Source organism: Bacillus sp. FSL K6-3431 (genome assembly GCF_038002605.1).
Taxonomy (GTDB): Bacteria; Bacillota; Bacilli; order Bacillales; family Bacillaceae_C; genus Lederbergia.
In genome coordinates this window covers 4,696,726-4,711,430 of the sequence record NZ_JBBOCT010000001.1, presented here as the reverse complement: position 1 = coordinate 4,711,430, position 14,705 = coordinate 4,696,726, and the positions used below count along the sequence as shown (strand labels likewise).

The window sequence follows — 14,705 nt, the reverse complement described above, 5'->3', positions numbered from 1 at the left end:
CCCTATCCATTCTATACCTTTATAGCGCGGAATCAATAGGAACCTCCATTCCAGACCATACCCTTTTAGATGTCCATTCTGCTTCTCCTTGCCAAAACGAATCATTTTCAGGTAATCCGAGGGGCAAAAAAACAGTTGCACATAAATATAAGCTACCTGTTGAGATATACGGCTCCCCTAATTCAGGCTGGTGCCCACATAAACCGATACGAAGCCAGCCACCTTCATCAAAAGTTTCGGGCATTTCGATTATTCTACGAATAACAGCTGTTAGTGCACATCTTATTTGGGCTGGTTGAAGACTTTTATCCACTTTATGCTGAAGCGCCATTTGGGCTAAATGTTGAAAAGCACCAAATCGATAGGCAAGTGATCTACCTACAACCGGAAATGTTCCCTCAGGAGAAATACTTCTTTCTTGAATAATAGCAAACCTCTTTGCCCTTTTGATAACATATTCTTTCATTTCTTTCCAATCTGGGGATTGGTCAGCTACAGTCTCAATAACATCAACCAACATCGGCTGGATCACAAAGCTATTATAATAATCCATATGATATTCTTGTCCATCTTTGTACATACCATCACCAACATACCATTGGTCATGTTGCTTTAATGCATAATCTACTCTCATCAGATCCCAGTCTTGTCCAACTTTAAATAATGCGGTTTCAATCATTGCTGAAAATAATAACCAGTTATTAAAAAATGGTTTCCGAGTCCGTGTTAATTTTAATGCTTGCACCAAATTTCTTTGAACGCGGGGTTCAAGTTTTCGATATAATTCATTTGGTGCACGAACAATAGCATGTGCTAGAAAAGCTGCATCAACAAGGGGTTGATGCCCTTCAGTGAAATTCATGTAATCTAGTGAATCAGGGTCAGTTGCTGCATCTATTCCCAATCTTGATAGTTCAGCATATTTTTCTCTTAATTGACCTTCCTTACCACTAGTTGGACCTGTTTCAAGCCATGGCGCCATACCAGATAATAGTCTACCGAAAGCTTCCAAATAACTATACTTATCTCGGTCTGACAGCTTTCCTTCAATTGGCATTCGTAGTTTTAATCGTTTATCAGATAATGCATGAAGTACTGGGTCAGCAATTTTACACATAGTCTCTAACCAATATTTTCGATCCGCACTAAATTTTTGCTCCATTTTGAACCATCCTTTTGAATTATTAAAATGAATGAATGAATGCAATAATCCATAACTATTATCTAGAAAGTCTTATTTTAAAAGTGTATATAAAATCTTGCTTTAATTCTTCAATGGAATGACCATATTCCATGTTTTCGTTGCTTTTGAAAATCCGCCTGTTCCATCCGCTGTTGCTGCAAATAAATAGCGGGGGTGTCCTTCCTTAAATAAGATAAACGGTCTTTCCAAAGAACCCATAGTTTGTATTTTTCCATCATCCCATTTGATTTTGCGCGAATAACTTTTTACACCGGGTAAAATCTCCCAACAAACTCCATCCACGGAGACGGCGTGAATTCCAGCATGTCGTTCACCACACAGGTTTCCCTTCATATCTTTAGCAATCATTTCATAGCCTTTTTCCGATTTCCATATGAAAGGATCTTCAATATGAACATCAGCAGAACTGAAAATTGGCTCGTCTGTAATGGGCACGTACGGACCGAATGGATTTTCCGCTTTTGCTACACCTATCATCATGTCACTATGGTAATTCCCCACATAAGTTCTGGCCTTATAAATGAGCAAAACTGAGCCATCTTCATTTACACATGGTGCGGGATTTGAAACGAGAAAACTATCAAACTTCCCAGGGCGTGTTTGTAATATAGGATCATCCGACCTCACCCATGGACCATTAATACTTTTTGAAGTGGCTAACCCAATTCGCTTATTAGATCGGGCCACGATCGTTCTCGGGTCTTGTAAGTTAAAAGCTTCGTTCGGCTTCACATCTTCGAAAGGATGTGTTGAGCCCATATAATATAACAGATATGTGTCCTCATACTTAGTAATATGAGGATTATGCGTACTTCTACCATCCCAGTATTGTGCGCCACGCGCGGATAAAACCACCTCTTGAAAATCATACGGCCCTTCCGGCTTATCCGATACAGCACGAACAACTTCGCAAGCAACTAGCCAACCTGGATGCATCGGAAGATATTTGGGCCAACGCGAAGCGAACATATGATAACGGCCATCTTCTCCTTCAATTACCGACCCACACCAGATCCAATAATCTTCCATACGAAATCCGCCATCTTTAGGAGCAGGTAGGATTCTTTCATATAGTGTATTTGAAATGATCATTTTTCCTCATCCTTTATTGAAAGTGTTTAATGTGCTTATTAAATTGGGGTTATTGTATATATCTTTCCTTTAATAGCTTTAAATTCAAGAAGAGATTGTTGATAACTACCAGGCATAATTTCGCCTTCACACTTAATCAAAAGTGGAATATCAGTCCTGATGCGGCAAGGTCCTTCTTGATTCGCCACGATTTTAGCGGAAACCAAATTCCCAGTTTTCCATATCATCTCGATTTCAAATCCACCGCGCGCTCGCAACCCTTTAACTGCTCCTGCTTGCCATGCCTTAGGCAATGCGGGTAGGAAAACAATTTCCCCAACGTGAGATTGTAACAGCATTTCAGCAATACCTGCCGTCGCTCCAAAATTGCCATCAATTTGGAAAGGAGGATGAGCGTCAAATAAATTCGTATATACCGATGTTGTCAGTAGTTGCCGTATATTTTCATAAGCACTGTCCCCCTCTCCCAAACGCGCCCAGAAATTGATAATCCAAGCCCGACTCCACCCGGTATGCCCACCGCCATTGGCTAACTTTCTTTCCAATGTACGTTTTGCAGCTTCAGCCAATGCAGGAGTATGAACCGGATGGATCGCTTCCCCCGGATGCAATGCAAACAATTGGGAAATGTGACGATGTCCTGGATCTTCTTCTTCATAATCCTCGACCCACTCCATGATCTGACCGTGTTTCCCAATTTGTGGCTGAGGTATTCGAGCTAATACTCCCTCCACTTTTGAACAGAACTCCCGATCGACCTCTAACTTTCGTCCAGCTTCAAGCACTGCAATAAGAAGTGATTCTAGGATCTGAGTATCCATAGAAGGGCCCATGCAAACATTACCACGTGTTCCATCTGGAAGTATAAACGTGTTTTCTGGAGAGATAGACGGACCTGTAATTAAGCGCCCTTCACTATCTTCTACAAGATAATCCAGAAAAAACTCAGCCGCTTCCTTCATCACAGGATATGCACGGTTAGCTAGAAAAGTATCATCCCTTCCGAATCGATAATGCTCCCATAAATGCAAAGAAAGCCAAGCCGCACCCATCGGCCAAATGGAGGCGGATAAGGGAATACCTTCAATATGTGTTTCTCCCCATATATTAGTATTATGATGAGCCACAAATCCTCCACACCCATAAACTTCCCGCGCTGTAATCCTTCCTTTATCCCTCATGCGGTCAATCAAATAAAAAAGAGGTTCATGACACTCCGGGAGATTACACACTTCAGCAGGCCAATAATTCATCTGGATATTAATATTAATTGTATATTTCGATTCCCAAGGTGGGACAAAACTATCATTCCAAATCCCTTGCAGGGTTGCAGCCATACTCCCAGGCCTTGAGCAGGAGATGAGTAAATATCTGCCGTAATGAAAAAACAGTGATACCAATCCCAAATCTTCCTTTCCTTCCTGATAGCGCTTTAATCGTAGATCAGTTGGAAGTGTATAGGATTCTTCCCTTATATCTAAGCCGGCAAGCTCTAAAGATACCCGACGGAATTTTTCCCGGTACTCCGTAATATGAGCTTCTTTTAATGCAGCATATGATTTTCGGGAAGCAGACTCGATTTGTTCCAGACACACCTGTTCGGGATTATCATTGCGAAACGTTGTTGCTGCTGCAAGAAAGAGTGTGACTGAGTCAGCATTTTCGATTGAAATAAAATCCCCGATCGTGCTCACTTTTCCCCCTTCAGTTATTGCCTTTACTACAGTACGAAATTCAACACCGTCGCGACCACACTCACCAAACATCATAATTGTATCTGATGCCATTGCCCGACTGCCAATGTCGAAAGGGCGACGCATCATATTTACACTAAAATTCAATCCGCCTGGCTTCTCACTCGTCAACCGAACGATGAACACCTCGTCGACAGCACTGCTGAAATATTCCCGGTAAAAACCCGAATTGTTTAATGTATAGCTAACATTTGCAATCGCTGTATCTAAGTTCAAATCCCTACGGTAATCCTGAACGGGACCTTCCTGATCAAGAAAATATAAATACATGTCTCCAAGAGGCTGATACGGGTGTAAATATCTTGGTTGAGAGAGCATAGCCATTCTAGCTAGATGTTCCGCCTCGTGTTGCTTTCCTTCGAATAACAATTGACGAATCTTTGGTAGATACTTTTGTGCATCCGAATTATTCGAATTTTTCGGTCCCCCATACCAAACAGAATCTTCATTTAATTGAATTTTTTCCTGCTGAATATTACCTGAAATCATTCCTCCCAACCGACCATTACCAACTGGGAGCGCATCTACCCACTTTTTGGCAGGCTGATCATACCAAAGTTGCTTGTCTGAATGCATTTTTTCAACTCCTTTCTTTTAAACAATTGCCATTATAATTACAACCACAAAACAGGCTGGCGAATGCAATGTTTCTTCTAATTTCCAAATCCGTTACCTCCATATTTAAGCACTCTCAAAGATTGATATATTTCCCCATACCCTGTAACCGCATACCTTTCAAATCCTCCCAAACCATAATGATTTATTTATACGTTTCTAATAAACTTAACTGATTTCAGGTGCTTTCTAAATCAATAGATTGTGGTTAGAAATATTAGTAACTTTTAATAATGAAGCCGAATGAGGCTCCATATTCTCAATCCTGAATTTACGTTCGTGAATGCCCAAATTTTCATCGGTCCAATAGTCGACTATTTCACACTTCCCTTGTAAATCAACTTCGAAAGTTGATGCATTATTTTCCCAGTTGAACAGACATACTAACGAATAGCCATTTAGGTCCATTCGTCCAATTCGAAATGCATCGCTTTCAAAATGTGCAGGGGCGTTGGTTGGCAGGAGACATTTTTTCAGTATTTTTATACTTTCATCTGTCATGTTCACAATATTGTCTCCTGAAAGTACCATTCCTCCTGAAGCAACAATGTATGTAGCATGAAATAAGAACTCATTATCGCTCACATTAGATATGTTTTTAATACTATCTTTTCCATCCGGTCCAATCAATTTTGTTTTAGAATTTTCTAATACAATACAATCGGGATCATTCACCCAGAGACGTTTATGTTGCCAATTACGATAGAAGCATTCCTTTGCAAGATCTGAAATTGCACTCCACTTTCTTGAGATATCGCCCGTTACCCGCATACCGTGAACTATACCTAAAGAAGGCCACATTGGCGCATTGCATCCTAAGAGAAAGCCATTTTTTCCCGCGCCTTCAAGTACCGCTTGCATACCTCTACGATATGCTTCTACTCTCGTGGCTCCTGAATCATGAAAAAAACCTCCATGCATTGCCCCCCACATATTGGCATCAAGCTTAAAATAATGACATCCCCAATCTTCCTGCATTGTACGGAAAACTTCATATAAATATTGCTGTGCCTCGGGGTGCGTACCGTCTAGCATATACCATGGTCCTCTGCGCCACCCGCCAAAAGAAACCTTGCTAGATAGGAGCGGGTGACCATCTTCATCCGTCACAAACCAATTCGGATGTTCTTTGAACAATTCTGAGTTTTCTTCAGCGATAAATGGTGCAACCCAAATAGCAGGTTCAAAACCCTTCTCACGTATTACCTTACACAATGATTGAATGTTACTTGAAAATCTAGCAGAGGGGATCAGCCAGTCTCCCATATAAGGCTGATAACCGTCATCAATCTGAATATATTTTAAGTCGAGGATTTCTTTAGCAATTGATTCCATATTAGCAAATATATCTTTTTCCATAACATTCGGTCCAAAACTATACCAGGAGCACCATCCAGTTGGAACCTCATTAACCTCCAATTTCGGATGATTAATTTGAATCCGCCCCGCTAATTGATCCATCACTTCCTCACGATTGTTCCCTATTGCTATAACGAATTCTTCTAACTCCCATAATTGACCGGACCCCATACTTAATCCTTCCAAATCAAGTACAATTTCGAATTCTCTATTACCAAACCGGATTTCACCGTTAAAACGGTGACAAGAGGAAAATCCTAATAGTATTTGGTCACCATTATTCATGGTGAGAACTGCTAAATTATAAACAGTTTGAAAGCCTTTTACCTGAGGTATTTTATAATGATCCTGATCACTGAATTTACTGATTGATTTTAGAGATGAAAGTTCGCCTATATATTGAGAAAGCATACTATACCCTTCCCCATAAACCTGTTGTATAGATTCCGAGTCATAGTTGCCTTTAAAAAGCACAACCTCTTTCACTTTTACCGGTTGGTTCCCTCGATTTTCCAAAGTTGAAACACAAGTATTGTCATCCCATTTTCTAGTTAATTGTATTTCATGATCTAAAGATTCCGTTACCCTAACTTCCGAATCGGCTTTCTTTAATAAATCAATCGTATACATTTAATTAATCCCTTCTTTGTTTAATACAATGATAGGACCCCATCCAACCTTGCTTAGTTCGGATAAAAGAAAGGATATCAGCGCTATCAATCATGCCTATTAATTCCGTATTTCCTTTGTATTTTCTATTCTCTCTCCCACTTCCTAAAATGCAGTATCAAAACTCATTCATTTTAATATTTTATCCGATTCTACATTCAGTAAGAATTTTATCTGTTAGTTTGCATCCCAAGCCAGGTTCTTCAGGTAGTGTGTAATAACCGTTGACAACTTGAATGGGATTTTCCCAAATATCTACAAGCGATTCATAACAGTATTCAACCATCGGAACATTCGATGATGCTGCAGCAAGCTGAACATGGAGCTTCTGTTGAACATTTGTATGCGGAATAACTTCTAAATTATAGCAGCGAGCAAGTGCAGCTACATCCAACCACTCATCTATCCCTGATAGTTTTGTAGCATCCGCTTGTACGATATCAACCGCACCCATTTCAATATAATCTCGAAAATCATACTTCGTATAAATTGTTTCACCAACAGCAATCGGGATATTTATTGAATGGGCTAACTCAGCATGAGCCTTTTTATCAAAGGGATTCATCGGCTCTTCCAGCCAATATACATCCAGCTCCTCTAATTTGCGCCCCCAAACTTTTGACGTTTTCAAATCCCAAACAGTATTCACATCAACCATTAATTTAATATCATCACCAATTGCTTTCCGAACAGCTTTTACTCTATTATAATCTTCTCTAGGATTCGGTAAGCCTATCTTCATCTTAACCGCATCAAACCCACGTTCCACCAAATCAGTCATATCTTTTACTAATTCATTCTCTGTCACTTGCAGCCAACCGCCGTCCGTATTATATGCCTTTACCTTATTTTTTACCGGTCCCAAAAATTTCCATAATGGCATATTGGCTATCTTTAACTTAATATCCCATAATGCTAGTTCTACGGCGCATAGACCGACACGCGTGACACCGACTTGACCAATAAAATGATTTGTATAATGAAGCTCTCGCAAAACATTTTTATGCATTAGTGGATCTTTTCCAATCAACTTCGGCGCATACGTATCATCAATAATGGCTTGAACCGCTCTTGTTCCCTTCGTATAATTCCAATTGAATCCCCAGCCACTAATACCTTCATCTGTATCTATCCTAATGGCGATAAATTCAACAGATTCAAGCCTTGTTTGTGAGTCAGTAATCGCACGTTGCTTTAGTGGCACATCTAGTAAATAGGTTTTAACTTTCGTGATTTTCAATTCTTTTCCCTCCTCTAAACGTAAAAGTAGTAATCTATTATAATTATACGAACTTTCAATCAAATAAACATAGATAAAGCTAACGAACATTAGCACAATACTAAGAAGCACGAATAGCAAGATGAATAGCGAGATAATTATTTCTTCTCCCATAAAATAAAATGCGAAAAGCGGGTGCCTGTCTAAAAGCCCCGCTTAATCATTTCTTTTACTTTACTATTTCTTTTGCCATAGCATTCATATAATTCGTGTATTGGCTAAATGCTATTTCTGGTTCTTCAATTTCTGGACACCAAAGCTTCTCCCACTCAAGTGTATAGTAGCCTTTATATCCTTTGTTTTGTAATAGACGATATATACTTTCTAACGGTATATCTCCTTCACCTAATAAACACAGTTGATACCCTCGTCTTGCATCTTCCTTTATATAAGAATCCTTCCAATGTGTATATTTTATCTGATCACCTAAAGTTTCCAATGTTAGTTCTGGGCTTTCACCAACTGTGCGAAAAGGATGATGTACATCCCATAAAACATTGAAGTAAGCGGAATCAATTCGTTTTAAAACATCGTCTACATATTCGCAATTTGTCCAATCATCATGAGTTTCTAAAAGCAAAGTCACTTGAAATTCTTCAGCTACTTTTAACATCTTATGCAAATTATTGACCACTACATCAATTGCATCTGGTCTCGCTGTTTCACCAATCGATCCACCAAAAACCCGAATATATGGCGTGTTAAATTCACGGCATAATCTACCATATTGTTTGAGTTCTTCTAAATAGTTTTCCAGTTCTATTTCCGATGTAGTAAATAAGCGCACTGAGCTTGAAAAGCAAGGAACTTCCAACGAAGCATCATCAAACCTTTTCTTTGTTTCTTTTAAATTAGTTGAGAACTCAGGTAATTTATAAATTTCCATTTCACCTAGATAACCACGGAAATCCACACCATCATAACCAAACTCAACCGCTCTGGTTATAATTGTATCCAAATCCCATTTCGGACAGCCTAGAGTGGTAAAAGCTAGTTTCATATTTTTATCTCCTTATTTTATAAATAATTTACGTTTCTAACCATGATTCGTCGCAAGACGTATGCGTGTAGGGTTAAACCCTATTACATTATTTATCTTACTTCAGAGTTTAAGAGCCAAACTTTAAGTGAAGCGTTTATGGATATACCAATTAGGTGGGGTTTAGAATACCCACCTAATTCTCCGATGTTACATCTGGCTGAACCGAGTTCGCTGGTATGAGTATTAACGATCGCAATTTTACTGCATTAGCTTGCCATATTTCCGTCGTCTCAGATTTACCGTGAATTTTATCAGATGTTAAGGTTAAGGTTAAATAACCACTTCTATTTACTTCAACCCTGCCAAGCTTAGAGTGAATTTCACTATAAGGATATTGACATGATTGAGATTCTTCCATTGTGATATCTTCTTTAGGAATACATTCTAATTGTTGCTCGGCCAATTTTATTTTAACTCTCTCTTTATATTCACTATCCCAATCAGTTCCTGCCTTTTTAAAATTCACAAGAACAACATCAAAAGTGCCAGGATGAACTACTTTGAATTCCCAATTGGCCGTGGTATTCTTTTCGTCTATTGTTGCATGTACCATATCGAGTTTTATCATCCCGGATGCCTGTTGACCGAAGCTTTGATCTACTTGCACTTCCCCAGCCACCTCCAAGACAACGACCGATACGTACTTATCTGGTAACTGCTCAGGCAGTTTTATTGATAATGCATGATGATCGCTTTCTTCATTATACACTTGATTTATATCTAATTGTCCCTTCAATTCATCCGCCAATACATACGTTTTCAATACCTTGTTCTTTAAACCAAATAGTACCAACTCACCCTTAGGACAATATTTATGATAGAGGTGCAGAAACACTTTTCTCGGTTTTACCGTGATTGCTCCCCATTCAAACTCATATGGATACGGGTTTGGATCAGATTCATATATGGCTTCACCGTTTATGTTTAGCCACGTTCCCACTTCCGTTAATCTCTCAACTGAAGTATCAGGAATCATTCCTTCTGCTGTCGGTCCTACATTTAATAATAGATTACCTCCCTTACTTACAATATTAGCCATCTTAAAGATGACAGATTCCGTAGTCTTCCACTCTTGATCTTTATCACGATATCCCCATGACTTGTTTAAAGTCATCGGTGTTTCCCAAGGTCGGGTATCTTCGCCATACATAGGTATTTCATTATCACCTTTGGATTGATAATCTCCCATATTAGGCCAATGGCTCACTCTGCTGTTAATCAAGCAATTAGGCTGAAGTTTATGAGCAATATCTATAATTTCTTTACTATCCTTTTTGGATAATCCACCAGCTGTATCAAACCATAGCAACCCGATTGGTCCATAATTGGTAAGTAATTCTCGTATTTGTGGTTTGGCAAGATTATTCCAATAATTATAAAATGCTTTTTTCTCTAAATCAAAATCCCATGTATTATTATAATATTCATGAACCGAATGAGGATGATGCCAATCGATAACGTGAGAATAGTATAAACATAGTTTAATATCTTGCTTTTGACACTCTTCCGCTAATTCTTTAATCGGATCCCGTTTGAATGGGGTAGCATCCATGATATTGAATTTCTCTGCATTGGAATGAAACATTGCAAAGCCATCGTGATGTTTCGCAGTAATTACAATATATTTCACACCTGCCGTTTTTGCAATATTCACCCATTCCTTCGCATTAAACTTAATTGGGTTAAATTGTTTCCCTAATTTTTCGTATTCATCTACTGGAATTTTCGAAGCGGCCATTGCCCATTCTCCTCTTGCCAGCAATGCATAAAGCCCCCAATGAATAAACAGGCCAAACTTTGCATCTTTCCACCATTTCAATCGCTTCTCATGATTTTTATCCAATTAAATGCTCCCTAGTGTTTGTTATTTCACATGCATGATATTTTCTTGCAATACCTTCCATAAATATATTTATAGAAAGACGAATCTATACAAGTTCCACACCTTTACTCTTTAACCGACCCAATCATTACACCTTTAACGAAATATTTTTGAAGGAATGGGTATAAGAAGAGAATTGGTACAGTTGCAACCATAATCGTTGCATATTTTACCGTTTCTCCTACTGGGAACCTGTCGCCTCCACCCACACCTGTAATAAAGTTATCTGTGCTGTTTGTAATCAAAATTTCTCGAAGTATAAGTTGTAATGGAAAGAGTTCCCTGTCACGCAAATAAATCATCGCGCTGAAATAGGAATTCCAATGTCCTACACCATAAAATAGTACCATTACCGCGATAACAGGCAAGGATAGCGGTAAAATTATTTTGAATAATATTGTAAAATCGTTGGCCCCGTCCATTCTAGCTGATTCTTCCAAACTGACAGGGATCCCCTTGAACGATGTTCTCATAATAATCAAATTCCAAACACTCATCGCATTAGGAATAATAAGAGCCCATCTGGAATCCATCATTCCCAATTCACCAACTAATAAATATGTAGGAATCAAACCACCACTAAAAAACATTGTAAAGATGATCATCATCATAATCGGCTTGACTAACATCGCATTACGTCGCGATAGTGCATATGCCCCCAAGCTTGTAAGAAAAATATTAATCGTCGTTCCCACGACAACATAGAATAGCGTATTCAAGTACCCCACCATAACCATCGAATTGCCAAATACCAATTCATATGCTTTTAGGCTAAAGCCAAGTGGCATATATAAGATTCCACGATTCTTAGCCAAAAGGCCTGGATCGCTGACAGAAGAGAACAACACATATAAAAAAGGATAAACAGTGACAATGATTAAAATAATCATGAAAAGGATATTTAAATAATCAAAAGTTCTTTCTCCTATGCTTTGTTTCGTTTTCATCGTATCAGCCCCCTTACCATAAGCTTGTTTCACTGACTTTTGCACTTATACGATTTGCCAAATACAGCAATGTCAAATTGATGATTGCATTAAATAAACCAACTGCCGCACTGAAGCTAAAATTGGCTTCTAAAATCCCCTTACGATAAACATAGGTTGAAATGACATCCGCTGTTTCATATGTTAAAGGATTATACATTAAGATTATTTTTTCAAATCCCACACTCATCATTGAGCCTATTTGGAGAATAAGCAGGATAATGATAATTGGGGCTATTCCTGGAATTGTAACATGCATGGCTTGTTTAAAACGATTTGCACCATCAATTCTGGCCGCTTCATAAAGTTCTGAATTTATATTGGACATAGCAGCAAGATAAATTATCGATCCCCACCCGATACCTTGCCAAATACCTGAACCAATATAAACCGTACGGAACCATTCTGGTTTCTGTAAGAATGAAATTGGTTCTATCCCAAAAGTCGCTAAGAATTGATTAATCAAACCGTTTTGAGCTGTAAAATCAACCAACATTCCCACAACTACAACAACTGATATAAAATGGGGCAAATAACTGATCGTTTGTACCACCCGTTTAAACCACATTCTTCTTAGTTCATTTAATAGCAAAGCCAAAATGATCGGAGCGGGAAAAGCAAACACTAATTCAAAAAAATTAATTAAAAATGTATTCTTGATCAAACGCCAAAAATAAAAGTTGTTAAAAAATTCAACAAAATAATCAAAACCAACCCAGGGGCTGGACCATATTCCATCTGTGATATTGAATTCTTTGAATGCAATCTGTACACCGTACATTGGTCCATAATGAAAAATCAAATAGTAAACGACAACGGGCAGAACCATGATATAAATATATTTATTTCTTTTGATATCTTTTACTAGCCTTTTTCGATACCTTTCTTTAGATCCCAAAACTGGTCCAACTGTTGTGCGCTGTTTTATTGTCTCCATTTTTTGATACCTCACTTCAGACAAAGTATAAAACCAAGTTGTAGAATGTGATGAGTTAACTCCTTTCTCACACATCCTAAATAAGAAAATTAATTCTCACTATATTTAATTTTTAGATAAGCGCCTAGTCTTAAAGAGGACATAAGCGCTTATTTTACATTTTATCGTTTATTATATCTTTCCAACGCCGCTTGCTGAATTTCAATTGCTCTTTCTATTCCCATTGATTTGATGGTTTTGGCAAATTCATCAAAATTGGAAAGCGATTCTTCTCCCATAATAAACTTGTTAATCATCTCAGATTTATATGTGCCGATATCATTCATAATTGAGGCATATTCAGAACTTTCCTCCTGCGTTGGAGTCACCATCGGCATAACCCGTTCATTGGATCCTATTTTCCAATTTGCAATGGCTTCCTGTTGTTCAGGCATATTTGTATACTGTTCCGCATATTCTTTGGCCTGTATGAATGGACCGCTCCAGCCAGCCGGAACATACATTGCCAATCCTTCTGACATTGATTTTCCATCAGGGTTATTTGTAATAATTTCCGTATATGTTGGGTAATCATCAATCATTTCATAACTTTCACCCTCAATACCGAAGTTAAATAGATTAAAACCTTCTTCTCCATACTTATAATCAAACCATTTAACCGTATCTTCGATGTTTTTATTAGAGGTTGTAATGGCTGCTCCCACGCCATTATAATTATTTTCTCCTAGATTAAAGGGAGGTATTTCCCCTTTTTTATGAACAGGATACTTAGCTCCCGTCAGTTTGAATTCAGGGTTTTCATCAGTTTTAAGTTGCATATATCGCAAAATACTGGAACCCGTGTAGCCCAAAAGTGAGCCTAGTTGATCATTAGTTACTTTAGCATCCTTAAGCTTATCGTCGGTGGCAACATATTCCTTATCAATCAAACCTTCTTTATACCAATCATTCATTAATGTCAAAAATTCTTTATATTCAGGCTGAATTGGGCCGTAATCTACCTTATTGTCTACCTGGTAAAAGCCATTTGTAATTCCCCATGCCCCAACAAATGCATTAGATGTGATTGAATCTTTATTGATTAATAAAGGAATTTCATCTGCTTCACCATTTCCGTTAGGATCTTGTTCTTTAAAGGCGGTTAAAACCGTATGCCACTCTTCAATTGTTTCTGGAATATCCAATTCTAGCTTTTCCAACCAGTCTTTTCGAAGAATAGGCCCAAAAAAGGTCAAATTGACTTCATCTTCTCTTAGGAATGGAAAGGAATAAATACTTCCATCATCTGTTGAAATCATTTTTTTCCACTCCGGATGTTCTTCCAATATCTTCTTAAAATTCGGGGCATGCTCGTCAATATAATCATTTAATTTGATAATCTTTTTATCTTTAATATATTTTTCTGGGCCACCTGGAACCGATGTCCATATCCGCTCAATTGCATCCGGCAGATCCCCTGAAGCCATCATCAAGTTAAATTGCTGATCCGCTTCCCCTGAGGCCGGATGTTCAAATTCAACATGAACATCAGTAATTTCCTCCAACTTTTTATATGCTCCCATTTCGTTATAATTTTTCAGTGTATCGGGTCTGTTATTTCCAACCCAATAGGTCAATGTAAGAGATCCGTCTTCTTTTTTATTTGCATCTTTGTTCGTTTCCTCCGAACCTTTACATCCATATAAAGCGCTTACACTTAATAGTAGAGATAATAACATTATTGCCGGTCTTTTTCTAAGAAAATTTTTTTTCATGATCTGACCTCCCTAAATTGATATGCCATGATTAAATCCTAAAACCTGAATGGATTTTTACCTCCTTCTTTTCCACGATTGACCCCATAGGTCTTATCAACCATATTCACATATACTATGAATCCTGTAAAT

At 38.2% G+C, this 14,705-nt stretch carries 10 protein-coding genes; all 10 read right to left on the bottom strand.

The annotated features are described in order from the left end of the window. Window positions 1-19 precede the first annotated feature (19 nt). The 10 genes from MHB53_RS22375 to MHB53_RS22330 all read right to left on the bottom strand — a co-directional run bounded on the left by MHB53_RS22375 (window position 20) and on the right by MHB53_RS22330 (window position 14,573). Window positions 20-1,162, bottom strand: coding sequence for a DUF2264 domain-containing protein (locus MHB53_RS22375; RefSeq protein WP_340922596.1), 1,143 nt, complete (start codon window positions 1,160-1,162; stop codon window positions 20-22). Between the two features lie 102 nt (window positions 1,163-1,264). Continuing rightward, window positions 1,265-2,296 carry a glycoside hydrolase family protein gene (locus tag MHB53_RS22370; RefSeq protein ID WP_340922593.1) on the bottom strand — a complete coding sequence of 344 codons (1,032 nt, stop codon included), beginning with the start codon at window positions 2,294-2,296 and terminating at the stop codon, window positions 1,265-1,267. A 38-nt stretch (window positions 2,297-2,334) separates the two neighbouring features. Further along, window positions 2,335-4,626, bottom strand: a complete 2,292-nt coding sequence (locus MHB53_RS22365) for a glycoside hydrolase family 95 protein (RefSeq protein WP_340922590.1) — start codon at window positions 4,624-4,626, stop codon at window positions 2,335-2,337. A gap of 228 nt (window positions 4,627-4,854) precedes the next feature. Continuing rightward, window positions 4,855-6,654 (bottom strand): glycoside hydrolase family 36 protein, encoded by a 1,800-nt coding sequence (locus tag MHB53_RS22360; protein WP_340922587.1) that lies wholly within the window; start codon window positions 6,652-6,654, stop codon window positions 4,855-4,857. Between the two features lie 181 nt (window positions 6,655-6,835). Further along, a complete protein-coding gene (locus MHB53_RS22355; RefSeq protein WP_340922584.1) occupies window positions 6,836-7,933 on the bottom strand; it encodes a mandelate racemase/muconate lactonizing enzyme family protein in 1,098 nt (365 codons plus the stop codon). Window positions 7,934-8,141: 208 nt separating this feature from the next. After that, window positions 8,142-8,972, bottom strand: a complete 831-nt coding sequence (locus tag MHB53_RS22350; RefSeq protein WP_340922580.1) for a sugar phosphate isomerase/epimerase family protein — start codon at window positions 8,970-8,972, stop codon at window positions 8,142-8,144. 175 nt (window positions 8,973-9,147) lie between these two features. Beyond that, window positions 9,148-10,857 (bottom strand): alpha-L-fucosidase, encoded by a 1,710-nt coding sequence (locus MHB53_RS22345; RefSeq protein ID WP_340922579.1) that lies wholly within the window; start codon window positions 10,855-10,857, stop codon window positions 9,148-9,150. A 104-nt stretch (window positions 10,858-10,961) separates the two neighbouring features. Further along, on the bottom strand, window positions 10,962-11,843 hold the full coding sequence (locus MHB53_RS22340; protein WP_340922577.1) for a carbohydrate ABC transporter permease: 882 nt from the start codon (window positions 11,841-11,843) through the stop codon (window positions 10,962-10,964). Between the two features lie 13 nt (window positions 11,844-11,856). Beyond that, window positions 11,857-12,819: an ABC transporter permease gene (locus MHB53_RS22335; RefSeq protein WP_340922575.1), complete on the bottom strand. Its 963-nt coding sequence runs from the start codon at window positions 12,817-12,819 to the stop codon at window positions 11,857-11,859. Between the two features lie 161 nt (window positions 12,820-12,980). Then, window positions 12,981-14,573 carry an extracellular solute-binding protein gene (locus tag MHB53_RS22330; RefSeq protein WP_340922573.1) on the bottom strand — a complete coding sequence of 531 codons (1,593 nt, stop codon included), beginning with the start codon at window positions 14,571-14,573 and terminating at the stop codon, window positions 12,981-12,983. Window positions 14,574-14,705 lie beyond the last annotated feature (132 nt).

Excerpts from the sequence above, each read along its gene's own strand:
- MHB53_RS22360 (WP_340922587.1), bottom strand. The coding sequence starts at position 6,654 with ATGTATACGATTGATTTATTAAAGAAAGCCGATTCGGAAGTTAGGGTA.
- MHB53_RS22350 (WP_340922580.1), bottom strand. The coding sequence starts at position 8,972 with ATGAAACTAGCTTTTACCACTCTAGGCTGTCCGAAATGGGATTTGGAT.
- MHB53_RS22330 (WP_340922573.1), bottom strand. The coding sequence starts at position 14,573 with ATGAAAAAAAATTTTCTTAGAAAAAGACCGGCAATAATGTTATTATCT.
- MHB53_RS22370 (WP_340922593.1), bottom strand. The coding sequence starts at position 2,296 with ATGATCATTTCAAATACACTATATGAAAGAATCCTACCTGCTCCTAAA.
- MHB53_RS22375 (WP_340922596.1), bottom strand. The coding sequence starts at position 1,162 with ATGGAGCAAAAATTTAGTGCGGATCGAAAATATTGGTTAGAGACTATG.
- MHB53_RS22335 (WP_340922575.1), bottom strand. The coding sequence starts at position 12,819 with ATGGAGACAATAAAACAGCGCACAACAGTTGGACCAGTTTTGGGATCT.
- MHB53_RS22340 (WP_340922577.1), bottom strand. The coding sequence starts at position 11,843 with ATGAAAACGAAACAAAGCATAGGAGAAAGAACTTTTGATTATTTAAAT.
- MHB53_RS22365 (WP_340922590.1), bottom strand. The coding sequence starts at position 4,626 with ATGCATTCAGACAAGCAACTTTGGTATGATCAGCCTGCCAAAAAGTGG.